The organism is Cryobacterium sp. TMT1-66-1, from assembly GCF_004403435.1.
GTDB lineage: Bacteria > Actinomycetota > Actinomycetes > Actinomycetales > Microbacteriaceae > Cryobacterium > Cryobacterium flavum.
Map to the genome: position 1 here is coordinate 68,709 of NZ_SOGP01000005.1, position 25,812 is coordinate 94,520.

General features: G+C 66.2%; 25 protein-coding genes. 9 read left to right on the forward strand and 16 right to left on the reverse strand.

The window, feature by feature from the left end:
- Positions 1 to 26: 26 nt before the first annotated feature.
- Together E3T29_RS02315 and E3T29_RS02320 are read right to left on the reverse strand one after the other, a co-directional pair.
- Positions 27 to 395 (reverse strand): nuclear transport factor 2 family protein, encoded by a 369-nt coding sequence (locus E3T29_RS02315; protein WP_092338114.1) that lies wholly within the window; start codon positions 393 to 395, stop codon positions 27 to 29.
- A gap of 42 nt (positions 396 to 437) precedes the next feature.
- The gene (locus E3T29_RS02320) at positions 438 to 1,073 is read right to left on the reverse strand and encodes a TrmH family RNA methyltransferase (protein ID WP_092338116.1); all 636 of its coding nucleotides are present in this window, start codon (positions 1,071 to 1,073) and stop codon (positions 438 to 440) included.
- A gap of 74 nt (positions 1,074 to 1,147) precedes the next feature.
- Between E3T29_RS02320 and E3T29_RS02325 the strand changes: the two genes are divergently transcribed.
- The 3 genes from E3T29_RS02325 to E3T29_RS02335 all read left to right on the forward strand — a co-directional run bounded on the left by E3T29_RS02325 (position 1,148) and on the right by E3T29_RS02335 (position 3,980).
- Entirely contained in the window at positions 1,148 to 2,419 is a 1,272-nt protein-coding gene (locus tag E3T29_RS02325) for an Nramp family divalent metal transporter (RefSeq protein WP_134343915.1), read from the forward strand.
- Between the two features lie 21 nt (positions 2,420 to 2,440).
- Positions 2,441 to 3,085 (forward strand): metal-dependent transcriptional regulator, encoded by a 645-nt coding sequence (locus E3T29_RS02330; RefSeq protein WP_092338119.1) that lies wholly within the window; start codon positions 2,441 to 2,443, stop codon positions 3,083 to 3,085.
- Between the two features lie 94 nt (positions 3,086 to 3,179).
- Positions 3,180 to 3,980, forward strand: a complete 801-nt coding sequence (locus tag E3T29_RS02335; protein ID WP_134343916.1) for an HAD-IIA family hydrolase — start codon at positions 3,180 to 3,182, stop codon at positions 3,978 to 3,980.
- Between the two features lie 19 nt (positions 3,981 to 3,999).
- Here E3T29_RS02335 and E3T29_RS02340 read toward each other — a convergent pair whose 3' ends face one another.
- The 4 genes from E3T29_RS02340 to E3T29_RS02355 all read right to left on the reverse strand — a co-directional run bounded on the left by E3T29_RS02340 (position 4,000) and on the right by E3T29_RS02355 (position 7,654).
- Positions 4,000 to 5,067, reverse strand: coding sequence for an NAD(P)-dependent alcohol dehydrogenase (locus E3T29_RS02340; RefSeq protein ID WP_134343917.1), 1,068 nt, complete (start codon positions 5,065 to 5,067; stop codon positions 4,000 to 4,002).
- Positions 5,068 to 5,164: 97 nt separating this feature from the next.
- Positions 5,165 to 6,631 (reverse strand): hypothetical protein, encoded by a 1,467-nt coding sequence (locus tag E3T29_RS02345; protein WP_134343918.1) that lies wholly within the window; start codon positions 6,629 to 6,631, stop codon positions 5,165 to 5,167.
- Positions 6,631 to 7,179 (reverse strand): orotate phosphoribosyltransferase, encoded by a 549-nt coding sequence (gene pyrE / locus E3T29_RS02350; RefSeq protein WP_134343919.1) that lies wholly within the window; start codon positions 7,177 to 7,179, stop codon positions 6,631 to 6,633. The genes E3T29_RS02345 and pyrE overlap by 1 nt, the downstream gene beginning before the upstream one ends.
- 286 nt (positions 7,180 to 7,465) lie before the next feature.
- On the reverse strand, positions 7,466 to 7,654 hold the full coding sequence (locus tag E3T29_RS02355; RefSeq protein ID WP_134343920.1) for a hypothetical protein: 189 nt from the start codon (positions 7,652 to 7,654) through the stop codon (positions 7,466 to 7,468).
- Between the two features lie 63 nt (positions 7,655 to 7,717).
- On the opposite strand from E3T29_RS02355, the gene E3T29_RS02360 reads away from it, so the two are divergent.
- Positions 7,718 to 8,641 (forward strand): LysR family transcriptional regulator, encoded by a 924-nt coding sequence (locus E3T29_RS02360; protein ID WP_092338131.1) that lies wholly within the window; start codon positions 7,718 to 7,720, stop codon positions 8,639 to 8,641.
- Between the two features lie 64 nt (positions 8,642 to 8,705).
- On the opposite strand, the gene E3T29_RS02365 is transcribed toward E3T29_RS02360, so the two are convergent.
- From E3T29_RS02365 to E3T29_RS02405, 9 genes are all read right to left on the reverse strand, one after another.
- Positions 8,706 to 10,205, reverse strand: coding sequence for a CoA-acylating methylmalonate-semialdehyde dehydrogenase (locus tag E3T29_RS02365; protein WP_134343921.1), 1,500 nt, complete (start codon positions 10,203 to 10,205; stop codon positions 8,706 to 8,708).
- A gap of 28 nt (positions 10,206 to 10,233) precedes the next feature.
- Positions 10,234 to 11,556 carry an aspartate aminotransferase family protein gene (locus E3T29_RS02370; RefSeq protein WP_241987598.1) on the reverse strand — a complete coding sequence of 441 codons (1,323 nt, stop codon included), beginning with the start codon at positions 11,554 to 11,556 and terminating at the stop codon, positions 10,234 to 10,236.
- A 100-nt stretch (positions 11,557 to 11,656) separates the two neighbouring features.
- Positions 11,657 to 12,793 (reverse strand): ABC transporter substrate-binding protein, encoded by a 1,137-nt coding sequence (locus tag E3T29_RS02375; RefSeq protein WP_134343923.1) that lies wholly within the window; start codon positions 12,791 to 12,793, stop codon positions 11,657 to 11,659.
- Between the two features lie 45 nt (positions 12,794 to 12,838).
- Entirely contained in the window at positions 12,839 to 13,609 is a 771-nt protein-coding gene (locus tag E3T29_RS02380) for an ABC transporter permease (protein WP_134343924.1), read from the reverse strand.
- Positions 13,606 to 14,496 carry an ABC transporter ATP-binding protein gene (locus E3T29_RS02385; protein WP_134343925.1) on the reverse strand — a complete coding sequence of 297 codons (891 nt, stop codon included), beginning with the start codon at positions 14,494 to 14,496 and terminating at the stop codon, positions 13,606 to 13,608. The genes E3T29_RS02380 and E3T29_RS02385 overlap by 4 nt, the downstream gene beginning before the upstream one ends.
- Complete coding sequence (locus E3T29_RS02390; protein ID WP_134343926.1) at positions 14,493 to 15,452, reverse strand: ABC transporter permease; 960 nt, start codon at positions 15,450 to 15,452, stop codon at positions 14,493 to 14,495. Before E3T29_RS02390 ends, E3T29_RS02385 begins: the two co-directional genes overlap by 4 nt.
- 14 nt (positions 15,453 to 15,466) lie before the next feature.
- Entirely contained in the window at positions 15,467 to 16,483 is a 1,017-nt protein-coding gene (locus tag E3T29_RS02395) for a TIGR03842 family LLM class F420-dependent oxidoreductase (RefSeq protein ID WP_134343927.1), read from the reverse strand.
- A gap of 28 nt (positions 16,484 to 16,511) precedes the next feature.
- Complete coding sequence (gene hydA, locus E3T29_RS02400) at positions 16,512 to 17,945, reverse strand: dihydropyrimidinase (RefSeq protein WP_134343928.1); 1,434 nt, start codon at positions 17,943 to 17,945, stop codon at positions 16,512 to 16,514.
- Positions 17,946 to 18,036: 91 nt separating this feature from the next.
- Positions 18,037 to 18,921 carry a nitrilase-related carbon-nitrogen hydrolase gene (locus E3T29_RS02405; protein WP_092338149.1) on the reverse strand — a complete coding sequence of 295 codons (885 nt, stop codon included), beginning with the start codon at positions 18,919 to 18,921 and terminating at the stop codon, positions 18,037 to 18,039.
- 152 nt (positions 18,922 to 19,073) lie between these two features.
- Here E3T29_RS02405 and E3T29_RS02410 point away from each other — a divergent pair, with 152 nt between their 5' ends.
- Positions 19,074 to 20,456, forward strand: a complete 1,383-nt coding sequence (locus E3T29_RS02410; protein WP_134343929.1) for a PLP-dependent aminotransferase family protein — start codon at positions 19,074 to 19,076, stop codon at positions 20,454 to 20,456.
- Positions 20,457 to 20,477: 21 nt separating this feature from the next.
- Here the strand turns inward: E3T29_RS02410 and fgd are convergent, their stop codons facing one another.
- Positions 20,478 to 21,482 (reverse strand): glucose-6-phosphate dehydrogenase (coenzyme-F420), encoded by a 1,005-nt coding sequence (gene fgd, locus E3T29_RS02415; RefSeq protein WP_134343930.1) that lies wholly within the window; start codon positions 21,480 to 21,482, stop codon positions 20,478 to 20,480.
- Between the two features lie 174 nt (positions 21,483 to 21,656).
- Between fgd and E3T29_RS02420 the strand changes: the two genes are divergently transcribed.
- The 4 genes from E3T29_RS02420 (at position 21,657) to cofD (ending at position 25,510) form a co-directional block, all read left to right on the forward strand.
- A complete protein-coding gene (locus E3T29_RS02420) occupies positions 21,657 to 22,652 on the forward strand; it encodes a putative F420-0 ABC transporter substrate-binding protein (RefSeq protein ID WP_241987599.1) in 996 nt (331 codons plus the stop codon).
- A 94-nt stretch (positions 22,653 to 22,746) separates the two neighbouring features.
- Entirely contained in the window at positions 22,747 to 23,763 is a 1,017-nt protein-coding gene (locus E3T29_RS02425; protein WP_134343931.1) for a putative F420-0 ABC transporter permease subunit, read from the forward strand.
- Positions 23,754 to 24,533 carry an ABC transporter ATP-binding protein gene (locus E3T29_RS02430; protein WP_134343932.1) on the forward strand — a complete coding sequence of 260 codons (780 nt, stop codon included), beginning with the start codon at positions 23,754 to 23,756 and terminating at the stop codon, positions 24,531 to 24,533. The genes E3T29_RS02425 and E3T29_RS02430 overlap by 10 nt, the downstream gene beginning before the upstream one ends.
- Positions 24,530 to 25,510 (forward strand): 2-phospho-L-lactate transferase, encoded by a 981-nt coding sequence (gene cofD, locus E3T29_RS02435; RefSeq protein WP_134343933.1) that lies wholly within the window; start codon positions 24,530 to 24,532, stop codon positions 25,508 to 25,510. Before E3T29_RS02430 ends, cofD begins: the two co-directional genes overlap by 4 nt.
- Positions 25,511 to 25,812 lie beyond the last annotated feature (302 nt).

Sequence of the window (25,812 nt, forward strand, 5' to 3'; positions counted from 1 at the left end):
AGCCTGAAACGCCAGTCCCTAAATGGTTAGGCCTGGCTCTGCTGCCGCGCCGCGACCCGCCAGCCACCGTTGACGAACAGGTAGGTCGTCGACATGTTCAGCTCGGCGACGACCTCGCCGCGACGGGCGATCGCCTTGTAGACGACGACACCGGCGTGCTCGCCGAGGCGAATGATGGCGGGTTCGTGAATGCCGTAGCTCTCCCACGGAGCCGCCTGGTCGAAGTAGGCGGTGACCTGGTCGCGCGTAATGACGGCCCCCGGCACAATCATCAGACCGTCGTCGGTCATTTCGCGCTGGTAGTAGGCGCCGCCGTTCCCGCCCAGAATGGCCTCCCATCCGGCGTTTTCTTCGTGCAGGAGTCGGGCCGGAAGATCGTCAGTGATCGCAGTCATACCGTCACGCTAGCCCGTATTCAGCCCGCAAACCAGTAAAGATCAGAACCGGTGCTGAACCACCCAGGCATGCATGGTCACGGCGGCGGCCGCCGAGGCGTTGATCGACCGGGTCGAGCCGAACTGGCTTATTTCGACGATGGAATCGGCGGCGGCGATGGCCGCTTCCGACAGGCCGGGGCCTTCCTGACCGAACAGAAGCACGCAGCGTTCGGGAAATGTAAAGGTCTCGATGATGACGCTGCCGGGCACATTGTCGATGGCGATAATCGGCAAGTCACCCTTCAAACACCACTCGACGAACGCGGCGACATCCACGTGGTGCAGCACGTGCTGGTAACGGTCGGTGACCATGGCGCCGCGCTTATTCCAACGCTTGCGGCCGATGATATGCACAGTGTCGGCGCCGAACGCATTGGCGCTGCGCACGATCGAGCCAATATTCATGTCGTGCTGCCAGTTCTCGATGGCCACGTGAAACGGATGCCGATGCTCGTCCAGGTCAGCCACGATCGCGGCCATATTCCAGTAGCGGTAGCGGTCGATCACGTTGCGGGTGTCGCCGTGCTCGAGCAGGTCGGCGTCGTAACGGTCTTCGCTCGGCCATTCCCCCGGCCAGGGACCGACGCCGTAGGTTGAGCGCTCTGGCGTGGAGTTGTCGACTGCAGATTCTGGCACTACCCAACCGTATCCTGCCAACTCCGCCCAGAATTGGGGTTTCGGTGCGCCTAAATTCTGGCTAGGGTTTCGGTATGTCTAAAACGGATGCCCCCGCCCCCGACCGCGTGCTCGCCAAGGCTCCCACCACGGTCGCCTCCAGCCGCCTGCTCTGGCTGCTCGGACCGGCCCTCGTCGCCGGGGTCGCCTACCTCGACCCGGGCAATGTCGCGAGCAATATGACCGCCGGTGCCCGCTACGGCTACCTGCTGGTCTGGGTGGTGGTCGCCGGCAACGTCATGGCCTGGCTCATCCAATACCTCTCGGCGAAGCTCGGCATCGTCACCGGGGCGAGCCTGCCCGAGATCCTCGGCGTGCGCATGAAGCGGCCCACCGCGCGCAGGCTGTACTGGATCCAGGCCGAACTCGTTGCCATGGCCACCGACCTGGCCGAGATCATCGGCGGCGCGGTCGCCCTCAACCTTCTGTTCAACCTGCCGCTCATCTGGGGCGGCGTGATCACCGGCACCATCTCCATGGTCGTGCTCATGGTGCATTCTCGACGGGGGCCGCGCATCTTCGAGCGCGTCATCATCGCGCTCATGCTCATTATCACGATCGGTTTCACGGCCGGTGTCTTTATCTCCCCGCCGGATGGCGGTGGCGTGCTCGCCGGAATGGTGCCCCGCTTCGAGGGGTCGAACTCGGTGCTCCTCGCCGCATCCATCCTGGGTGCCACGATCATGCCGCACGCCATCTACGCGCATTCGTCGCTCACCCGTGACCGGTTTCCGGAGTGGCAGGGCATCGTGGCCACGCGTCGCCTGCTCTGGGCCACGAAGTGGGACGTCACCATTGCCATGGCGATCGCCGGAACGGTGAACCTGGCGATTCTGCTGCTCGCGGCATCCGCTTTGCAGGGTGTGGACGGAACCGACACGCTCGAGGGCGCTTACGCGGCACTGAAGGACACGCTCGGGCCGATCGTTGCGACCCTGTTCGCCGTCGGGCTGCTCGCGTCGGGGCTCGCCTCTACCTCGGTCGGGGCTTATGCGGGGGCCGAGATCATGCACGGTCTGTTGCACGTGCGCATTCCGCTGCTGCTGCGCCGACTGGTCACGCTGATTCCGGCGCTGTTCATTCTCGGGGTGGGGTTCGACCCCACGCAGGCGCTTGTGCTCAGCCAGGTGGTGTTGTCGTTCGGCATTCCGTTCGCGCTGATTCCGCTGGTCTGGCTCACCGCCCAGCGCGGCCTGCTGGGAACCTTCACCAATCGCTGGTTCACGACCGCTGCCGGGGTCGTCTGCGCGTTGGCGCTGGTGGCGTTGAACGTGGTACTGCTCGTACTGGTGTTCACCGGCGCGTGACCCGGATACCCTGAGAGGGTTATGACGCACACGACCGGCGCGGCCGAGGACTACCTCAAGACCATCTATGCCCACACCGAGTGGCAGACCGATTTGATCACCCCGTCGGCGCTCGCGGTGCGACTGGGCGTGGCACCGTCATCCGTTACCGAAATGGTCAAGAAGCTTGCCGCGAGCGGGCTCATCACCCACGTTCCCTACGGCCCACTGGCGCTGACGGATGCCGGCCGGCTGCGTGCGACCGCCGTCGTGCGGCGGCATCGCCTGATCGAGACCTGGCTGGTCGGCGAGATGGGCTATGACTGGGACCAGGTACACGACGAAGCCGAGATTCTCGAGCACTCCATCTCGGATCGCCTGCTCGAAGCCATCAACGCGCGGCTCGGTTTTCCGGCGCACGATCCGCACGGCGACCCGATTCCGGCCGCCGATGGCACCGTGCTGCGGCCGCCGGCCGTGCTGCTGGCCGACGCCACGGTCGGGCACCGCGCTGCCGTGCTGCGAATCAGCGACCGCGACCCGTCCGTGCTGCGCGAGCTCGCCGCCGACCTGATCGGGCCGGGCACCGAGTTCACACTCAGCGCGCCCTTGACCATCGTTCTAGCGGATGGCCAGAGTCGCCTGGTCACGCCCGCTGCGGCCGCGTCAATCTGGGTGACTGCCTGAGCCGATTTGGCGGCATCCGCTTATTTGCGCGATACCCGTAACCGCGGGGAAACGTAGCGCAGCTAGGCTGAGAGTCGACGAAAAGGAGCGCCTGATGGCACGACGCGACGAGATCGAATGCTGGCTCACCGACATGGACGGTGTACTCGTGCACGAGAACCAGGCCCTTCCGGGGGCGGCCGAGCTGCTGCAGCAGTGGACCGACTCGGGCACGCCGTTTCTGGTGCTCACCAACAACTCCATTTTCACCCCGCGCGACCTGAGCGCCCGGCTGCGTTCGAGCGGGCTGAATGTGCCGGAGGACCGCATCTGGACCTCCGCCCTCGCCACGGCGGATTTTCTGAAGTCGCAGGTTTCCGGCGGCACCGCCTTCGTGATCGGTGAGGTCGGCATCACGACCGCGCTGCACGAGGCCGGGTTCATCATGACCGAGACCGACCCCGACTACGTGGTCGTCGGCGAGACGCGCAACTACTCGTTCGAGGCGATTACCAAGGCGATCCGGCTGATTCTGGGCGGCGCGCGATTCATCGCGACCAACCCCGATGCGACCGGGCCCAGCAAGGACGGCCCGATGCCGGCGACCGGCGCGATCTCGGCGCTGATCTCCAAGGCCACCGGCATGGAACCCTACGTCGTCGGCAAGCCCAACCCCATGATGTTCCGCTCGGCGATGAACAAGATCGGCGCGCACTCGGAGAACACCGGCATGATCGGCGACCGCATGGACACCGACATCGTCGCGGGCATTGAGGCCGGGCTGCACACCATTCTCGTAATGACCGGCATCAGCGACGAAACCGAAATCAACCGCTACCCGTTTCGGCCCGATGAGATCGTGGCCGGCGTGCACGAGCTGCTCTCGACCGAGCTCATCGAGAGTGACGAGATCTAACGCGGCCGCAAGCTGCGCGTCAGTTCGGGTAGACGATCGACTTGAGGCTGTTTTCGTCGCGGTCGCTGTCGAGCGCTTCGGCGACGTGGTCGAGGTCGAATCTGCCGGTGACGAGCGCGTCGAGGTCGACCTGCCCCGAGGCCACGAGATGGATCGCGGTCGGCCAGGTGTCGACGTAGCGAAAGATGCCCGTGACCGTGAGCTCAAGGTTTTGGATGTGCCCCACCGGGAGGGTCATCTCGGGGTTCCCAAGCCCGACCAGCACGACCGTGCCGGCCGGTCGCACCGAGCGGATGCCGCTGTCCACGGCCCGCGCCGACCCGCTGGCGTCGATGAAGGCGTTCACGTCGAGACCCAGGGTGGCGGGGTCGGTGGCCACCGGGTCGATGACCCGGGTGGCCCCGAACTTCAGGGCACGCTCACGTTTGGCAGGCACGAGGTCGGAGACGATGATCTCGCCAGCCCCGAAGGCCCGCGCGGTCTGGGCCGTGATGATGCCGATCGGGCCGGCGCCGGCGATGAGAACCGACGACCCCGGAACGATCTGGGCTTTGCGAATACTCGCGATGGCCACCGACAGCGGCTCGAGCAGCGCGCCGGCTTCGAACGACACCGAGTCGGGAATGCGGTGGGCAAATTCGGTCTGGCTCGTCACGTACCCGCAGAACGCCCCATCAATGGGCGGCGTCGCGTAAAACTCCATTTTCGAGCACAGGTTGTATCGGCCGGCCCGGCATTCCCGGCACGAGCGGCACGGCCGCTGCGGTTCGACGGCGACCCGCTCTCCGATGCGTGCGGTGTCGATGTCAGCGCCGACCGCGACGATGGTGCCGCTGAGTTCGTGGCCGAGCACGAGTGGAGAGTCGACGACGAAGTCGCCGATGCGCCCCTCGCGGTAGTAGTGCACGTCGGAGCCGCAGACCCCGACCGCTGCGACCTTCACGAGCACTTCATCGCTGTCGGGCGTGGGAACGGCGCGGTCTTCGATGGTCAGTTGCTGCTGGTGCAGCAGAACGCTAGTGCGCATGGTCGCCGGCAGCACGGTCTGCGAAAGTGTCGTCTCGGGCAACGCTGGTGAACTGGTCATGATGGGTCTTCCTTCTCCACGGTGTATGGCGTTGGCATCGTCGTCGGCTGGCCGATCAGGCCGCGCGGGTCAGGCCGCGCAGGTCAGGCCGCGCGGGTCAGGCCGGGCCGGTGCCCATGATGGTCGCGGCCAGCGGTTCGGCCGAGGCTCGGCTTACGAAGCAGTAGTAGTTGCGCGGGCCGGTGGTCCACTGTTCGTCGGTGATCGGGTAGCTGCCCTGCATTTGCAGGTTCGGGTAGGCGCCGGCGGCGTTCAGGTCAAGGATGCCGGGTGCCGTGCAGAGCAGGTTGATCTGGGCGGCGAGCGCGGCCTCGCCCGGAAACACGGTGGTCGTGTCGCCGCCGAAGCTGCCGCGATGGACCAGCTGGGCGGTGTGTGCGACGGCGCAATCGACCACCGTGAACTCTTCCTCCCACGGCGAGACATACGGTTCGAGGCACTCGCCACCGAACAGGGTGTTCCACTCGTGCGCACCGGCGGCCTGCACCGCGGTGATCTCCGGGGTCCGGGTGGGCGTGGGGGTCGGCGTGGGCGTCGGCGTCGCGGATTGGGTCGGTGCCGGAGCCGCTATCGGACTCGCGACCAGACGCTGGCCGAGATAAAACAGCCCAACCAGCACGATGAGGGCAAGCAGCCCGACGGCGGTCCAGACTAGGGTGGCCTGCGTTCCCCCGGCAAGGACTCGCCGGGACCGGTGTCGACTCGGCGCCTCAGTGTGCGTTGGCTGGTCGGCTTCGGCTTCGGCCTCGGCTTTGGCGTCGGCCAAGCGGATGCCCGCGCCCGCGTCGGGCGCATGAGTATCCCTTGCAGAGACCGGCAGCAACTCGGTTGCGGCCGTGGCCTGCGCCTCGAGAGGCTCAGGCGCGACAACGGCCGGTGGCGCCGGCGCGAGCTGTTCGACAGAGGCGACCGTGGCCGTTTCGGGGTCGGCCGCGACGGGCTCAGCAGCAACAACCTCTGCCCTTACTAGGGCGGCCGTCACCGGACCGTCCGTGACAGGTTCGACGGCTGCCGATTCGCTCATACTCGGTTCGCTCGCGGCTGGCACAACGACGGCCGGGATGACTGCGGCCGGAACTTCGGCCGTTGGAATGGCTGGGGCGGGATCGGCTGCGGCCGCCACGACATCGGCCGCGCTGGGCTCGGCCCCTGCAGTGGACTGCTGGTCCGGCTCTGGCTCACTATCGCTCGGCGGAATGACTTCGGGCTCGGCATGAGTGGCCGGTGCAGCGTCATCCGCGGAATCAGCGGCGCTGGCGGCGGCGGCTTCGACCGGCTGCGGCAGCGGGGTGGTCCACCAGGGAGCCGGCCCGGCCGGAACTGCCGGAACGGGCGGCTCAACGGGCTCGGCGACCTCGGGCTCGTCAACGACCGGCTTGGCTCGGCGCGCGCGGCGACCAAAGCGGCTCGTGGGTGCGTCGGTATCCGGTTTGGCGGCATCCGTTTTAGCATCGCCTGTAGCTTTGGCAGCTGAGTCGTCCGGCGAGTCAGCCCCGGCACCGGTGGTTTCCGGGTCGAGCTGCGACGCGAGCCAGTCGATTCCCCGCTCGTCGTCTGATGCCACTAGTTGAGCCCCAGGTCCTCAAGGGAGATCGCGGCGTAATAGGGGTAGCCGGCGGCCTCGATCACTTCGCGAGCACCAGTGTTGCGGTCGACCACGACGGCGACGCCGGCGATCTCGGCGCCGACCTTGAGCAGGGCTTCGATGGCGGCGAGCGGTGACCCGCCGGTGGTCGAGGTGTCTTCGAGCACGATCACGCGCTTGCCGGCGAGGTCGGGGCCTTCAACCTGGCGTCCACGGCCGTGGTCTTTCGGTTCCTTGCGCACGACGAAGGCGTCGTAGTTCGCGCCGCGGGCCGCGCCCTGGTGCATGACGGCGGCGGCGATCGGATCGGCGCCCATGGTCAGGCCGCCAACGGCGACGACATCGGGCACGTCCTTGATCAGGTCGAGCATGACCTGCCCGATCAGTGGAGCCACCCGGTGGTCGAGGCTCACCCGGCGCAGGTCCACGTAGTACGTGGCCTTCTTGCCGCTGGTGAGAACGAAGTCTCCATGAAAAACGGCCTCGGCCGAGATGAAGTCGATGAGTTTCTGCCGCGTATCAGTCACGTCCGCCAGTTTAGAGCATGCCCGACAGCCCCCTCCGTGTCCAGAACACGAGGCGGGGGCAGGGTATTTTCCGCGGGGTTGCGAGTTTGATGTGTGACGGCGTCCCGCGCACGCCGATTGTTGAGCTTGTCGAAACACGCGGAGGCCTCCGGAACGCCTCAATGTCTGAGCGGGGAGCGGGTGACCCCCGCCCCCGCCGACACCCAGAAAACACAAGCAAAAGCCGCAAAACAAGCCGGCAAGCGGCTCTTTTCGCAGGCCGCTCCCGTGAATCTCGGGGCGGAGCCTAGAAGATGCGAACCAGGTTGCGACGCTCGGTCTGACGGTAGCCGTCGCGGTGAACCTCGACGACGAGGGCTGCGATGGAAACAACGGCAACGAGCAGGATGGCGATGAGGATGAACACGAGATGCCTTTCGAAGGAGGTGAAGTGGCCCGGCACGGAGGCGACATTGCTCGTGTGTGACCCTCTCATTTGACCACTCCCGACCGTGCAGCACAATCGTATTATTCTGCATGCATTGTGTAGGTTGGCTACATGGACGTGCAACGACTCGAACTGCTCCGGGAACTCGCCGACCGCGGCAGCGTTACGGCGGTCGCCCTGGCCACTCACCGCACTCCGTCGGCGGTCTCCCAGCAACTCAAGGTGCTCGAACGCGAAGCCGGGTTGCCGCTCACCCAGCGTCAGGGTCGCGGACTCGTGCTCACCTCGGCTGGCCGCGCCCTCGCCCGCAGCGCAGCGGATGTGGCGGTATCGCTCGCGAAGGCCACCGCGCTCTGGGACGAATTCCGCAACCACGCCTCGGGTGAAGTGAGCCTGGTCACCTTTCCCACGGCCGGCCAGATGCTGCTGCCCGGCGTCATCAAGATTCTGGGGCCGGACCTCCTGCTCAACTGCGCCGATGAAGACCCGGAGCTGAGCGACTTTCCCGCCTTCACTGCCGAGTACGACATTGTGCTCGCGCACTCCATGAGCGGCCAGCTCTCTTGGGCCGGGCGTGGCCTCACGGTTGTTCCACTCATGACCGAGCCGCTGGATGTGGGACTGCCGGTGGGGCATCCGCTCTCCGATCGCGCCTGGGTTGGCCCACGTGACCTGATCGGCGAGACCTGGATCGGCGTGACCGACGGCTACCCGTTCGAACGTATTCTGCACGCGATCGAGCAGGAGGCCGGCGCCCGACTGTCGATGTCGCAGCGGTTCGCCGACCTTGCGCTGATCGAATCGTTCGTGATTGCAGGGCTCGGCATTGCGCTCGTGCCGCGGTATACCTCGGGTGGCGGGCAGCCCGGTCGACTCGTGCTCAAACCGCTGCGCGGTATCGAATCGCAGCGGCAGATCGTGGCTCTGATGCGCCCCGACCGAGCCGAGCGCTTAGCCGTGCGCACCGTCATCCAGGCCCTGCAATCCGAGGCCGCCAAGGTTGAGCAATCCCACAGCACCGTAACAGCTCGTTGAGAGCGCAAAAAGTGCCCGATTGGATGGGCCAATCGGGCACTTTTTGCGCTCTCGCGGGGTGTGACTAGGCGTTTTGGGGGAAGCCCAGGTTGATTCCTCCGTGGCTCGGGTCGAGCCAGCGACTCGTGACCGCCTTCTCCCGGGTGTAGAAGTTCACTCCGGCGGGGCCGTAGGCCTTGGCGTCACCGAACAGCGAGTTCTTCCAGCCGCCGAAGGAGTGGTACGCGACCGGCACCGGAATCGGCACGTTGATGCCAACCATGCCCACCTGCACCTCGTTCTGAAAACGGCGAGCAGCTCCACCGTCATTCGTGAAGATCGCGGTGCCGTTGCCGTACTGGCTCGCGTTGATGAGGTCGAGACCCTCCTGGTAGCTGTCCACGCGCACGATCGACAGCACCGGGCCGAAGATCTCGTCGAGGTAGACGGCGGAGTCGACGCTGACCTTGTCGAACAGGGTCGGGCCGAGCCAGAAGCCGTTGGGGTCACCGTCAACCTTGACGCCGCGGCCGTCGATGACGATGTCGGCGCCGTCTGCCTGGGCGATGTCGATGTAGCCAGCCACCTTGTCGCGGTGCACCTTCGTGATCAGCGGTCCCATGTCGCAGCCGCGCGTGCCGTCACCGACAGTGAGGCCCTTGACCCGCTCGGCGATCTTGGCGATGAGTTCGTCGGCCACGGGCTCAACGGCGACGATGACGCTGATGGCCATGCAGCGCTCACCGGCGGATCCGAACCCGGCGTTGACGGCGGCATCCGCGCTCAGGTCGAGATCGGCATCGGGCAACACCAGCATGTGGTTTTTCGCGCCGCCGAGGGACTGCACGCGCTTGCCGTTTCTGGCCGCGGTCTCGTAGATGTAGCGGGCGATCGGGGTGGAACCGACGAAGGAAATCGCCTGCACGGTGGGGTTCACCAGCAGGGCGTCGACAGCCTCCTTGTCGCCGTGCACAACGTTGAGCACACCATTGGGCAGGCCGGCCTCGGTGAACAGCTCGGCGAGCCAGTTCGACGCCGAAGGGTCTTTCTCGCTCGGCTTGAGTACGACGGTGTTGCCGGCCGCGATGGCGATGGGGAAGTACCAGAGCGGCACCATCGCCGGAAAGTTGAACGGGCTGATGATGCCGACCACGCCGAGCGACTGACGAATCGAGTAGACGTCGACGCCGGTCGAGACGTTCTCGGAGTACTCGCCCTTGGTCAGGTGAGGCATCCCGAGGGCGAATTCGACGACCTCGAGGCCACGAATAATCTCGCCGAGCGCGTCGGAGGTGACCTTGCCGTGTTCGGCGGTGAGGATGTCGGCCAGGTCTCCCTTGCGCGCGTTCAGCAGCTCGCGAAAGTTGTACATGATGGTCTGGCGGCGAGCCTGGCTCGTGTCACGCCAGGCCGGGTAGGCGGCCTGAGCGACGGCGACGGCTGCGTCGAGGTCGGCGGTGCTCGCCAGCAGCACGTTCTTGGCGACTGTGCCGGTGGCCGGGTTGTAAACGGGCGCGGTGCGGGTCGAGGTGCCGGCGGCGGCTTCGCCGTTGATGTAGTGCTGAATGGTTGGGGTGTCAGTCATTGTGAAGGTCCTTACTTGGTTGGAACGGTTAGGCGAGAAGGTCGAGGCTGAGCACCTCGTCGTAGATGGCGAGCGCTTCGGCCACCTCAGCGTCGGTGACAACGCAGGGCGGCACGACGTGGATGCGGTTCTCCATCAGGAACGGCAGCAGGCCGCGGCCGAGCAGTTCGGCCTTCACCCGGGCCATGACGGCGGCGCTCACCGGTTCGCGGGTGGCCGGGTCGGCGACGAGCTCGAGCGCCCAGAACACGCCGACACCGCGTACCTCGCCGATGATCGGGTGCTTGGCCTGCAGGGCATTGAGGCCCGGCTCGAGCACGTCGCGCCCGATGCGGGCCGCGTTCTCGACGATGCCCTCGGCCTCCATCGCGTCGAGGGCGCCGACGATCGACGCCATAGCGAGCGGATGCCCGCTGTAGGTGAGTCCGCCGGGAAAGACCGTTTCGTCGAACGTCGCAGCGATGGCATCGGAGATGATCACGCCGCCGGTGGGCACATAGCCGGAGTTGACGCCCTTGGCGAAGGTGATCAGGTCGGGCACGACGTCGTAGGCCTGGAAGGCGAACCAGTGGCCGGTTCGGCCGAAGCCGCACATGACCTCGTCGAGAATCAGCACGATGCCGTATTTGTCGCACAGTGCGCGCACTCCGGGCAGGTAGCCGGCCGGCGGCATCATGATTCCGGCGGTTCCCGGAATCGACTCGAGCAGAATGGCCGCGACCGAGGCCACACCCTCGCCCTGGATGACCCGTTCGAGATGGTGCAGCGCGCGGGCGCACTCCTCGGCCTCGCTGGAGGCCCAGAATTCGCTGCGGTAGAGGAACGGACCGAAGAAGTGCACGTGTCCGCGCGCGAATTCGTTGGGAATGCGACGCCAGTCGCCGGTGGCGACCACGGCAGCTCCGGTGTTGCCGTGGTACGACTTATAGAGGGAGAGCACCTTGTCGCGACCGGTGTGCGCGCGGGCCATGCGCATGGCGTTTTCATTCGCATCCGCTCCACCGTTGGTGAAGAATACCTTGTTGAAACCGGCCGGGGCACGGTCGGTGATGCGCTTGGCCGCCTCGCCGCGGGCCAGGTTGGCAGTGGACGGCGCAATGGTCGTCAACAGCGCGGCCTGCTCGGTGATGGCTTGCACCACGGCCGGATGCTGATGGCCGATATTCACGTTCACCAACTGACTCGAGAAGTCAAGATACGAACGTCCGTCATGATCCCAGACGCGGCAGCCCAACCCGCCGGCGATGACGAGCGGTCTCAATGCCGCCTGTGCCGACCAGGAATGGAACACGTGCGCCCGGTCGAGTTCGCTGGTGTGCGCGTTGAGAGTTTGTGTGCTGGTGTCAGTCACGTATATCGCTGGCTTTCTGTGGTGTTGGTATGAACGGGTGGTTTGGTGAATCGGAAAAATTGTGGGCCGGGCGGCCCTCGCGGGCCGCCCGGCAGGTGAGTTAGTTGCCGCCCTCGTTGAGGGTGACCTCGGTGGGCTTCCAGTCGGTGCCCATGACATCGACGCCGTCAGCCTTCAGCTCATCGAGTGCCTTGGTCACGTACTCGTTGGAGTACGCGGTGGCGGGCGGGTTGGTGGTGATAATGGTCGCCCCGGTCTCATTCTTGGTATTCATGGCGATGTCGACCGTGTTGGCCCAGGCCGCTTCGTCGATCATTCCCACGCCGTTGCTCGACGGGAAGATGAGTTTGCTGACCTCGTTGGTCATCCACAGCTGGTGGCTCTCGCCGAGGGTCGAACCGGCCGCCGTGACGATACCGGCCGCTTCGGACGGGTTGTTGGCCGCGTAGATCCAGCCCTTGATCGACGCCTTGATGAACTTCACCGTATTGTCGGCATAGTCGGCGTCACTTTCGAGCTTGTCGGCGTTGGCCCAGATGGAGTCTTGGAGCATCGCGGTGCCCGCGTCGTTCCAGTCGATGACGTTGAGTTCATCGGGCTGGAACAGCTCGCCGGTGTCGGGGTTGATGGTTTCCAGAACCTGGGCGTACTCGTTGTACGTCATGGCTTGGGCGGCATCGATATCGCCGGCGAGGAATCCGGTCATGTCGAAGGCCTGCTGAATGAGGTTGATGTCGCCGAGCTCAACGCCGGCTTTCTGCATGCCGGCAAAAAGTTCCCACTCGTTGCCGTAACCCCAGCTTCCGACGTTCTTGCCCGCGAGGTCGGCCGCGGTCGTGATGTCCTTGTCCTTGAGCGAGATCTGGGTGGTGGCGCTGCGCTCGAAGATCTGGGCGACGTCGGTGATGTTGGCGCCCTGCTCGATCGAGCCGAGCACCTTCGGCACCCAGGAGATGGCGTAGTCGGCGTCGCCGGCGGCGAGTACGTCCTGCGGCACGATGTCGGCGCCGCCTTCGTCGATGGTGACGTCGAGGCCCTCATCTTCGTAGTAGCCCTGGTCGAGCGCGGCGTAGTAACCGGCGAACTGGGCCTGCGCGAACCACTGCAGCTGCAGGGTGATCGGGGTGAGATCGCCGGCGGCATCCGTTGAGGGAGCAGTGCTCGCCGTGCTGCAGCCGGAGAGAACGAGCGCGCCGACGGCCGTGATTGAGCCAAGCCATGTGATGCGATGTTTCATGGTGCCTCCTTGGTTACTGGTGCTGTGTGTGGCGGGGTGGGTGGTTTAGCCGCCGGAACGGCGGGTGACAAGCTTCTCCACGATGAGAGCTGCACAGTAAAAAGCGAGTCCGAGAATGATCGAGCCGAGCACGTAGGCCCAGGCCAGCCCGTAGTTGCTGCTCGACGCGGCCGAGGTGATGGACTTGCCGAGGCCGCCGACCGGTCCGCCGAAGTACTCGGCGATCAGGGCGCTGATCACGGCGAGCGACGATGCGATGCGCAGCCCGGTGAAGACGAACGGCAGCGCGGTGGGCAGGGTGACCGCCCGGGTGGCCTGCCAGCTGGTGACGGCGTAGGCACGCATCAGGTCACGGTGCACCGGGCGCACCTGGCGCAGGCCCTTGAGGGTGTTGAAGTAGACCGGCACGAACACGGCGAGCGCCGCGACCAGCTGCCGAGCGGTCTCGGCGCCGGCGCCGAACATCGTGTAGAGCACCGGCGCGAGAGCCACGATCGGCACCACCGAGAGGGCTGCGACGATCGGTGCGGCCATCTCATCGAGCAGGCGGGCGAGCGCCGCCACGATCGCCAGCGCAATGCCGAGCACGGCGCCGATGACCAGGCCGATCAGGGAGTTACGGCCGGTGACCGCCATTCCGCCGGCGACATTGTTCAGATTGCCGGCGAATTCGGCGCCGATCGCAAACGGTGCCGGCAGGATGAACGCCTTGATCGCCAGCCCGGTGACCAGGCCCTGCCACAGCAGAATAACGGCCACCCCAAACCCGATCGGGGCGAGTACGGTCTGCAGCAGTCCGGGCTGGGCGGTTCTCATCGCGTCTCGACCCCGCGAGCTCCGGTCTTCGGCACGACTCCCGTCAGCAACCCCGTGCCCGATGAATCGGGGTCGCCGTGCAGCAGATCGCGCACCTCGCTGAGGGAACGAAAGAAACCTTCGTCTTCGCGCAGGTCTTCGCCGCGGCCACTCATATCGCCAAGCCCAACGCCCACAATAGAACGGATGCGTCCGGGCCGTGGCTCCAGCACCACCACCCGGTTGGAGAGAAACACCGCTTCGGGAATGGAGTGGGTGACGAAGACCACGGCGGCCTGAGTTTCGGCGCAAATGCGCACGAGTTCGTTCTGCATGCGCTCGCGGGTCATTTCGTCGAGGGCGCCGAACGGTTCGTCCATGAGCAGCAGGCTCGGGCTTTCGGCGAGCGCGCGGGCGATCGCCACGCGCTGCTGCATGCCGCCGGAGAGCTGGTCGGGATAGTGCGCCGCGAAGTCGGAGAGCCCGACCAGCGCGATCAGTTCGGCGGCACGCCCCCGCCTCGCCGCCTTGCCGACCCCGTGCAGCTCGAGCGGCAGCTCGATATTGCCGGCGACCGTGCGCCAGGGCAGCAGGCCGGCCTGCTGAAAAGCGATGCCGTAGTCCTGGTCGATGCGGGCCTGCCGGGCCGGTTTGCCGAATACCTCGATGCTGCCGCTCGTGGGCACGTCGAGGTCGGCGATGAGTCTCAGCAGCGTGCTCTTGCCGCATCCGCTTGGCCCGATCAGGCTGACGAATTCGCCGGGCGCGACGTCAAGGCTCACGTCGTCGAGGGCGGTGACGCCTGGACCCTTGCCGGCGGCGAAGATGCGGCTGACGCCGTGCACATTCACTGCGGGCACATCGACTGCGGGCACATCGCCTCCGGGCACATTCAGTGTGTCGGTCATGCTACTTCTCCCCTGCGAAAACGACGAAGGAACAGCCCGATCAGGCCCACAAAGCCGGCGGCGACGAGGCCGACCAGGATCGATCCGAAGATGGGTGCCCAGGGCTTGCCCGGGTCGTTGCCGGCCGCGCCGGCGTACTCAACGATGAGCCGGCCGATGCCGCCGCGCAGCCCGATCGATACCTCGGCGACGACGCTGCCGACGACCGCGCTGACCGCGGCCAGGCGCAGGGCCGGCAGCAGGTAGCCGACGCTGGCCGGCAGGCGCAGCCGCCACAGCGTCTTCCACCAGCCGACCGCATAGCAGTGCATGAGGTCGACGTGGTTGGCGTCGGGCGAGGCGAGGCCGCGTAGGGCGCCGATCGACACCGGGAAGAACGCGAGGTAGGAGGCGATCAGGGCCACCGACATCCAGCTTTCCCAGGTGAATTCGCCGAACTGGATCTGCGCGCCCCAGCGCCGCACCAGCGGGGCGATCGCGATGAGCGGCACGGTCTGGCTCAGAATGATCCACGGCAGAATCGCCGACTCGGCCAGGCGAAAGCGCTGCATCAGCAGGGCGAGGGCGAGCCCAACGGTCACGCCGACCAGCCAGCCGACCGCGGCGATGCCGAGGGTGAACAGCGAGCCCTGCAGCACCGCCTGCCACAACGGCAGAGCGGATGCCGCGCCCGTCACCGGGTCGAACAAGCGCTCGGCCATGACCGCGAGGTGCGGCATGGCGAGGTCGGTCGTGCGCGGCAACACCGTGATGCCGCCAAGAACCACTCCGTCGGCGGGTCCGAGCGTTTTGTAGAGCTCCCAGATCAGGGCGAGCAGCACGAGACCGGCCAGGCCGAACAGACCGCCGCGCAGCCGCGGGTGCACGACGGCGCTCCGACGGTGGGACACGCGCGGTTTGGGTACGCCAAGCGCGCCGCGATTAAGCGGTGCGCTCTGCTCGGTCTGGGTGGTCATCCGCTTATTTCTTATTACTTCTTAGCCGTGATGGCGTCGGTCAGAGCCGGAATCACGGTCTCGCCGTAGACGCGCATCGTTTCTTCCTTGTTGTCGTGCTGCAGGTAACCGGCGAACTGGTCGACCCCGAGCTCCTTGAGGGCCTCGAGCTTCTCGATGTGGTCCTTCGCCGTACCGAGCAGGCAGAACCGGTCGACGATCTCGTCGGGCACGAACGCGGCGTGCTCGTTGCCGGCCTTGCCGTGCTGGTTGTAGTCGTAGCCCTCACGGTCTTTGATGTAGTCGGTGAGCGCCTTCGGCACGGCGGAATCGGCACCATACTTGGCCACGATGTCGGCCACGTGGTTGCCGACCATGCCGCCGAACCAGCGGCACTGGTCGCGCATGTGCTCCCAGTCCGAACCGACATAGGCGGGGGCGGCGACACAGAATTTGATCTCCAGCGGGTCGCGCCCGGCGTTGGACGCTGCGGTGCGCACGCTTTCGATCATCCACTTGGCCACGTCGAGGTCGGCCATCTGCAGGATGAAGCCGTCGCCCACCTCGCCGGCGAGCTTGAGCGCGAGGGGACCGTAGGCGGCGACCCAGACGTCGAGGCTCGACCCGCGACTCCACGGAAACTGCACCGTGGCACCGTTGTATTCCACCGGGCGGGAGTTGGCGAGCTCGCGAATGACGTGGATCGATTCGCGCAGGGTCTTCAGCGTGGTGGGCGCACCGTTGGTGGTGCGCACCGCCGAGTCGCCGCGGCCGATGCCGCAGATGGTGCGGTTGCCGTACATCTCATTGAGGGTCGCGTACGTGGATGCCGTCACCGTCCAGTCGCGGGTGGCCGGGTTGGTGACCATGGGGCCGACGATGATCTTGCTGGTCTCGGCCAGAATGCGGCTGTAGATCACATAGGGTTCCTGCCACAGCAGGTGCGAGTCGAAGGTCCAGACGTGGCTGAAACCGTGCGCCTCGGCCAGTTTCGCCAGTTGCACGGTGCGCGCCGACGGCGGGTTGGTCTGCAGTACTGCTCCGAAATCCATGTCCTGTCCCTGCTATCCGGTTCTTGGCCTAAATCAAGTACTGGCTCAGGCCGCGCTTGATGTAGCGACCGTCACCCTTGGCGCCGAGATAGGCGAAATCGTCGACGACGACCTTGCCGCGGGAGATGACGGTGTCGACGTGACCGTCGATCTCGTAGCCTTCCCAGGCGGAGTAGTCCATGTTCATGTGGTGTGACTTTCCCACTCCGATGGACGTGTGCCCGTTGGGGTCGTAGATGACGACGTCGCCGTCGGCGCCGGGCGCTATCACGCCCTTCTGGCCGTACATGCCGAACATGCGTGCCGGGGTGGTCGAGCACACCTCGACCCAGCGTTCGAGCGAGATCTTGCCATCGACGACGCCCTGGTAGAGCAGGTCCATGCGGTGTTCGACCGAGCCGATGCCGTTGGGAATTTTGGAGAAGTCGGTCAGCCCCAGGTCTTTCTGACCCTTCATACAGAACGGGCAGTGGTCGGTGGAGACCATCTGGATATCGTTCGTGCGCAGGCTCTGCCACATGTGATGCTGGTGGCCCTCGGCCTTCGCGCGCAGCGGGGTGGAGCAGACCCACTTGGCCCCCTCGAAGGTGCCCCACTCGTCGCTCTCGGCGCCGAGGTTGTCCTCGAGCGAGAGGTAGAGGTATTGCGGGCAGGTCTCGCCGAACACGTTCTGGCCGTTGTCCCTGGCCTGGGCAATCTGGTCAACGGCCTGCTTCGCCGACACGTGCACGACGTAGAGCGGAGCGCCGGTGAGGTTGGCGAGCATGATGGCTCGGTGGGTGGCTTCTTCTTCGGCCTGCCAGGGCCGGGTAAGACCGTGGTAGAGCGGGCCGGTGTTGCCGGCGGCGACGGCCTGCTGCACGAGCAGGTCGATGACGCTGCCGTTCTCGGCGTGCATCATGATCATGCTGCCGTTCGTGGCGGCACGCTGCATGGCCTTGACGATCTGGCCGTCGTCGCTGAGAAAGACCCCCTTGTAGGCCATGAACAGTTTGAAGCTCGAGACGCCTTCGTCGACGAGCGTGTCCATCGCGGTGAGGGAGCTGTCTTGCACGTCACTGAGGATCTGGTGGAAGCCGTAGTCGATGGCGCACTGGCCGGCGGCTTTCTGCTGCCAGGCGGCATAGCGCTCGAGCACGTCTTCGCCGGCGTACTGCACGACGAAGTCGACGATGCTCGTGGTGCCGCCCCAGGCGGCCGCGCGGGTTCCGGTTTCGAAGGTGTCGCTGGCCTGGGTACCGCCGAACGGCATTTCCATGTGGGTGTGGGCGTCGATGCCGCCCGGGATGACGTACTTGCCGCCGGCGTCGATGACGCGGTCGACGTTGCTCGCCACATCGAAACCGAGCAGGGTGGAGCCGGGTGCGAGCACCGCGACGATTTTCTCGCCATCGATGAGCACGTCGGCGAGGCCTCGACCCGTGGCGTTGACCACGGTGCCGTTCTTGATCAAAGTCTTCATGGCATCCTCTTCGCTGAAAGTGTCAGGGGTAGCGGATGCTGCCGGCTGCGTTTCGGAGGCCGGCCGGCAGCATCCACTTGTGGCCTAGTTACTAGGGGGCGACGAGGGGCTCGTAGGAGTCGGGGCGACGGTCGCGGTAGAACTGCCAGGAGTTGCGCACCTCGCGGATCACGCCGAGGTCGAGGTCGCGCACGAGGATCTCCTCGGTATCGGTTGAGGCGACCTCGCCGACGTAGTTGCCCTTGGGATCAACGAAGTACGAGCTGCCGTAGAAGGTCACGGCTTCGTCGCCGAACTCGGCCTCTTCATTGCCGATGCGGTTGTTCGCGCCGACGTAGTACTGGTTGGCGACGGCGGCGGCGGGCTGCTCGAGCTCCCACAGGCGGTTGGAGAGGCCGGGCTTGGTGGCCGAGGGGTTGAACACGATCTCGGCGCCGTTCAGGCCAAGTGCACGCCAGCCCTCCGGGAAGTGGCGGTCGTAGCAAATGTAGACGCCGATCTTGCCGTACGCCGTGTCGAACACCGGGTAGTCGGTGTTGCCGGGGCGAAAGTAGAACTTCTCCCAGAACTGCGGCAGGTGCGGGATGTGGTGCTTGCGGTATTTGCCGAGGTAGGTTCCGTCGGCGTCGATGACCGCGGCGGTGTTGTAGAGCACGCCGGGCTGTTCTTCTTCATACATCGGCACGACGATGACCATCTTGTACTCGCTCGCGAGCTTCTGAAAGCGCTCGACGATGGGGCCGGGCACGGCCTGTGCGTAGTCGTAATACTTGGCGTCCTGCACGATACCGAAATACGGCCCGTGGAAGAGCTCCTGAAAGCAGATCACCTGCACGCCCTGGGCGGCCGCGGTGCGCACGAAGCCTTCGTGCTTCGCGATCATGGATTCTTCGTCGCCGGTCCAGGTGGCCTGGGTGATGGCGGTTCGAACAATGTTTCTCTTGTCGGTGCTGGTGCCGGTCGTACCCGTGTTCATGCTGTGCCTTCCACTTGCTTTCGTTAGTCAAGGGCCGATACGAACCGCGCTGTTCGTATTGTTATTATTTGACGTAAACATTTCAAATGTGTTTCTCTGTGTATCGCACGCATTAATCATCCTGTCGTCCGACGCAGCCAGGGGCAAGAGCAATGCAGAACTTTATCGACGAAATCGAACAACGCACGCCCGCAGGCATCGCCGCGGCCATCGGCCGACTGATTGCCTCCGGGCGACTCGCGCCGGGCGACCGTCTGCCGACCGTTCGAGTGCTCGCCGGCGAGCTCGGCGTGAGTCCCGCCACGGTCAGTCATGCCTGGCAGGCCCTCTCAGCCGTCGGCCTGATTGTGTCGCGGGGTCGGGGCGGTACGTTCGTGCAGGATGCCGCGCCCAAGTGGCTGCCGGCGCGCAGCCAGTCCATGGTCGGCCCGATCGGCCCGGCCCGCCTCGATCTCTCGCGCGGCACGCCCGACCCGCGGTTGTTGCCAGCGCTCGGGCCGGCCCTCTCCCGGGTATCGCAGCGCGCGGTGACGCCGAGCTATCAGGACCTGCCCATCCTTCCGGAGTTGCTCGAGGTGCTGCGCGGGTCGTGGCCCTACCCGGTCGAGACCATCACCATCGTCGACGGTGCCCTCGACGCCATCTCGCGCTGCCTCGACGCGGTCACGCGGTTCGGCGACCGAGTCATCGTGGAGAACCCGTCGTTTCCGCCGTTCTTCGACCTGCTCGACCAGCTCGGCCTCGAGCGACTCCCGGTAGCGGTCGACGAGCACGGCATTGTTCCGGCCGACTTCGCCGCGGCGCTGAAGCTCGGCCCGACCGTGGTGCTGCTGCAGCCGCGGGCGCAGAACCCCACCGGCGCCTCGATGACGGCGCATCGGGCCGAGGAGCTGGCCCGTCTGCTGCGCGCTACGCCGGCGAGCGCCGACACCATCGTGATCGAAGACGACCACTCCGCCGAGATCAGCATCGCCCCCGACGTGAGTCTCGGCCTCTGGCTGCCGGAACGCACCCTGTACGTGCGCAGCTTCTCCAAATCGCACGGCCCCGACCTGCGCATGGCCGCGCTCGGCGGCCCGGCCGCGCTGATCGACCCGATCGTATCGCGGCGCATGCTCGGCCCCGGCTGGACCAGCCGCATGCTGCAGACCATTTTGCACGACCTGCTCACCAACGGCGAGAGCATGGCCCAGGTCAGCGAGGCCCGCCGCATCTACTTCGCCCGCCAACGCGCCCTCGCCGATGCCCTGGCCGAGTTCGGCCTCGATGTCGTGCAGGCCGACGGCATCAATACCTGGCTGCCCGTGCAGAACGAGCGTGAGGCCCTGGTACGCCTCGCCGCCTCCGGCATTCGGGTGGCCGGCGGCTCGCCGTTTCTGGCCGCCCCGGATCTGTCCAACACTGGCGGCCCCGCGTTCATTCGGGTGACCGCCGGAGCCCTGCCCGACGACGTGCGACCGGTGGCCGAGGCGCTGGCTGCGGCGGCGCATCCGCTTGATTCGGCCGTGACCGAGGTCGGGGCGCGCTGGGCGTAGCGGGATTCGTTCGCTTAGGCCTCAGCCCAGCTGGCGCAGCCGCGGGGCCAGGTCGCGCTCGAACAGGTCGAGAAAACGCTTCTGGTCGTGGCCGGGCGCGTGGAAGACCAGGTGGTTGAGGCCTGCGTCGAGGTAGGGCTTGATCAGAGCGACGGCTTCGTCGGGGTCGGAGGCGACGATCCAGCGCTTGGCGACCTGCTCGATCGGGAGCGCATCGGCGGCGGCCTCCATCTCGAGCGGGTCGTGAATGGACTGCTTCTGCTCGGGCGTGAGCGACAGCGGGGCCCAGAACCGGGTGTTCTCCAGTGCGGCCTCCGGGTCGGTGTCGTAGGAGATCTTGATCTCGATCATGCGGTCGATGTCGTCCTGAGCGCGACCGACCTTGTCCAGCCCCTCGGCGACGGCGGGAAGGAGTTTCTCGGTGTAGAGCTCCATGCCCTTACCCGAGGTGCAGATGAAACCGTCGCCGGCACGGCCGGCATAGCGGGCCACGACCGGGCCGCCGGCCGCGATATACACCGGCACCGGGGCATCCGGAGTGTCGTAGAGGGTGGCGCCGACGGTGGAATAGTACTCACCCGTGAAGTCGATGCGCTCGCCGGTCCAAAGCTGCCGCATGAGGTCGACGGCCTCGCGCAGGCGCGCAAAACGTTCCTTGAACTCGGGCCACTCGCCCTTGTAGCCCGTGGCGATCTCGTTGAGGGCCTCGCCCGTTCCCACACCGAGCATGATTCGCCCGGGGTACAGGCAGCCCATGGTTCCAAAGGCCTGCGCCAGCACGGCCGGGTTGTAGCGGAACGTGGGGGTCATCACCGACGTGCCGATCTGCACCCGCTTGGTGCGTTCGCCGACCGCGGCCATCCACGCCATCGCGTAGGGCGCATGGCCGCCTTCGTGGCGCCACGGCTGAAAGTGGTCGCTCACGGTGACGCTGTCGAGCCCGTGCTCTTCGGCCATGACGCCGAGTTCCACGAGCTCTCGCGGTGCGAACTGCTCCGCCGACGCTTTCAATCCCAGCTTCAACATGCGCTCTCCCTCTTGTCGGACCCAATATTCGCACTGACTCAATATTTACACTGGCCGGTCCCTGCTACGGTATTCGTGACCACCAATTAGATTTTATTGGTTGAGCTTGCCTCGATTTGGGCAGCAGGTCTCTGGACAATCCAGTCTCCCGTGCCCAAAATAATGAGGTTCTGCATGCGTCATTCTCGTTTTCTGTTCATCGGCGTGGCCACCAGCGCCGCCCTGCTGCTCAGCGGATGCGCCGCCGCCGCAACACCGGCCGCCACCCCGGCCGAGCCCCCCGCTGCCAGTGCGAGCTACCCGGTCACCGTGGAGAATTGCGGCACGAACCTCACCGTCACGAAGGCACCCGAGCGGATCGTGTCGATCAAGTCGTCGGCGACCGAGCTGTTGCTCGCACTCGGCCTCGGCGACCGGATCGTCGGGTCGGCCTTTCTCGACGGTCCGCTGCCCTCGGAACTCGCCACCGCGGGCGCCGACCTCAACGTGGTCAGCGACTTTCTGCCCGGCCAGGAGGTGGTACTCGGCCTGAATCCCGACTTCATCTACGGCGGCTGGGAATCCAACTTCAGCGCCGACGGTGTGGGCGAACGCGACGCCCTGACGGCGCTCGGCGTCGGCACGTACGTCTCACCGGCAGCGTGCAAGGGCGACTTCATGCCGAACCCGCTCACCTTCGACTCGGTGTTCACCGAAATCGAGGAAGCCGGCGCAATCTTTGGCGTCGAGTCCGCCGCCGCCAAGCTGGTCAGCACCCTGAACGACGACCTCGCCGGCCTGACGCCGTCGACCGCCGGAACCACCACGGCCCTCTGGTACTCCAGCGGCACCACCACCCCCTACGTGGGCGCCGGCATCGGCTCACCGGAAATGATCATGGACGCCGCCGGGCTCACCAATATCTTCGCGGACGTGAGTGATACCTGGACCTCGGTGGGCTGGGAATCGATCATCGAGGCCAACCCGAGCGTCATCGTGCTCGTCGACGCCACCTGGAACACCGCCGCCTCGAAGATCGCCCACCTCGAATCGGACCCGGCCACCCAGGTCCTCGACGCCGTGAAGAACCAGCGTTACATCATTTTGCCGTTCGCCTCCACCGAGGCCGGGATCCGCAACGTAGAAGCGGCGTCGTCGACGATCACCCAGTTAGCCGACCTGAACGAGTGACCTCCTCCCCCGTGACGCGAAAGCGGGTGAAGTGTTGCTTCAGCAGGGTTGAGGCAACAATTCACCCGCTGTCGCGAACCTGGCGGGGGCTCGCGTGACCCGGAGTGCGTACCTCGGGTGGTTCGTTGTGGCCTCTATCGCGCTCATTCTTGTGTGCGCGGTCGCGGTGACCATTGGGCCGGCAGCCGTCAGCCTCGCGCAGGTGGCGGGCAGCATCGGCGCCCACCTCGGGCTCGCGGCCCCGCCGGTACCAGTGTTGGTCGACTCGATCGTCTGGCAGCTGCGGCTCCCCCGGGTGCTCACGGCCGCGCTGGTCGGCGCCGGCCTCGCCCTCAGCGGCGCGGTGATGCAGAGCGTGACGCGCAACCCCCTCGCCGACCCGTACCTGCTCGGGTTGTCGAGCGGGGCATCCGTCGGAGCGGTGTGCGTGGTCATTCTCGGCATCGGATTCGCCTTGCCGGCCGCAGCCTTTCTCGGCGCGCTGCTCGCTCTTGTCGCCACGCTCAGCATCGCCCGGGTCGGTGGCACGATCACCCCGGTGCGGGCCGTGCTCGCCGGGCTGGCCATCGCCCAGCTCGCCGGCGCGCTGACCTCGTTCATCATCTTCTGGGCCGCCAAGGGCGACTCCTACCGGGAGATTCTCAACTGGCTGCTCGGCTCCGTGGCCGGCGCCACCTGGGAGAGTGTCGCGATCGCCGGAACGGCCGTTTTGGTCGTGGGCACCGGCATCCTCTTGTCGGCGACTCGGCTCGACGCGTTCGCGTTCGGTGACACCTCGGCGGCGAGCCTCGGCATCAACGTGAACCGCACCCGCTGGGCGCTGCTCGGATCGGTGGCCCTGCTCACCGGCGCGATGGTGGCAGTCAGCGGCTCGATCGGGTTCGTGGGGCTTATCCTGCCGCACCTCGTGCGCGGCGTCAGCGGGCCGGGACACCGCCGACTGCTGCCGCTCGTGGCCGTCTGCGGCGGGCTGTTCCTGGTCATTGCCGACACGCTCGCCCGCACAGTGTTCGACCCGCGCGAACTACCGGTGGGGATCATCACGGCGTTCATCGGCGTGCCGGTGTTCATTCTGCTGATCAAGAGAAAGAAGTCGCACCTGTGGGCGTAGACCTCGACCAGCTGTCGTTCTCGATCGACGGCACCAGAATTCTGCGGAACGTCTCAGCGTCGCTGCCCACCGGCAGCGTCACCGGCCTGCTCGGCCCGAACGGCGCCGGCAAGTCCACCCTGCTACGGCTCATTGCCGGCATCGACAAAGCGGATGCCGGCACCGCCGCCCTCGACGGCGTCTCGGTCGGGTCGCTGAACCGGCGCGACGCGGCCCGACGCATCGCCCTGCTGGAACAGAATGCTGCACCGAGCGTGGAGCTGACCGTGCTCGAAGTCGTGCTGCTCGGGCGCATTCCGCACCGCACCAGGCTCATGGGCTCCTTCAGCGGCGACGAGGATCGTGCCGTCGCTCTCGATGCCCTCGAGGCGGTGGGTGTCCTAGCGCTCGCCGACCGGTCCTGGCACACCCTGAGCGGCGGGCAGCAGCAGCGCGTGCAGATCGCGCGGGCCATGGCGCAGCAACCGAGCCTGTTGCTGCTCGACGAACCGACCAACCATCTCGACGTGAGCGCCCAGCTTTCGCTGCTCGGCCAGGTACGGGAGCTCGGGGTGACGTCCATCATGGCCCTGCACGATCTCAATCTCGCGGCGGCGTATTGCGACCACATTCTGTTGCTCGACGGCGGCCTGCTGGTGGCCTCCGGCACGCCCGCCGAGGTGCTCACCCCGGAGATCATCGGTGCCGTCTACGGCGTGGACTGCTTCATTCTGGAGCATCCGCGCGGCGGGCATCCGGTCATCGTCTATTCGGCGGCGGTGTCGGCGTGAAGCGAGTCACGGTTTTGGCCGGCGGCGTCGGCGGTGCCCGCTTCACTCGCGGGCTGCTCGCGCACCTCGCCGTTGTCGCCCCGGACGCGGCCGTGACGGTGATCGTGAACACCGGCGATGACATGTGGCTCGACGGGCTGCGAATCTGCCCCGATCTCGACACCGTGATGTACACACTCGGCGGCGGCATCAACGAGGAGCAGGGCTGGGGGCGCCCCGACGAATCCCGGCGCGCGTCGGCGGAGATCGCCGCCTACGGCCGCGGCTGGTCGTGGTTCACCCTCGGCGACCTCGACCTGGCGACGCACATCGTGCGCACCGACCTGCTGAGAAACGGCTCAACCCTGTCGCAGGCCACCGAATTTCTGTGCCGCCGCTGGCAGCCCGGGGTGCGCTTGCTTCCCATGAGCGACCAGCCGGTCGAAACCCACCTATGCCTCGCCGAGAATATTGATGAGCACACGGCGGGCGACTATATTCACTTTGAAGAATGGTGGGTTCGGTATCGGGCTCGAGTGGCGATCACCGGGTTCGAGCAGCGCGGGCTGGCCGACTCGGTCGCCGCACCCGGTGTGCTCGCGGCCATCACCGAAGCCGACCTCGTGGTGCTACCACCGTCGAACCCGGTCGTGTCGGTCGGCACGATCCTGGCCGTGCCAGGCGTGCGCCAAGCCCTGCGTGCCACCCGCGCGCGCGTCGTCGGGGTATCCCCGATCATCGGCGGCGCGTCGGTGCGCGGCATGGCCGATGCCTGCCTGCACACCATCGGCGTCGAGACCAATGCTCTCGCCGTCGGTCTGCACTACGGCGCGCGCACGAACGGCGGAGTGCTGGACGCCTGGCTGATCGACGAAACGGATGCAGCGGCGCTGCCCGCTCTCTTGCATGCTGGCATCCACTCTGCTGCTGCGCCGTTGTGGATGACCGACCTGCCCGCGACAACCGCGATGGCCGCGGCCGTGCTGGCTCTTGTCTGACAAGAAATCTCGCGAATCTGCATTGGTCTGGCTTCGCTCAACTGGCTGCGTTGATCTGGCTGCGCTGATTCGGCTGACCTGATTCGGCTGACCTGATCTGGCTTGATTGATTGATTGATTTGACCGGTGTCGCGAGCTAGACGTTACTTTTCCCAGGTCGGCTTCTCAACAGCGGTGGCGGCGCGGTTTTGGCCGGCGGGGCGCCAGGTGTGGGTGGGGTCGAAGATGAGGGGTCCGCGGATCCAGGGGCGGCCGTCGCGCATGTCGATGTCCCAGCCGGAGGTGTCGATGCTGGAGTGGGC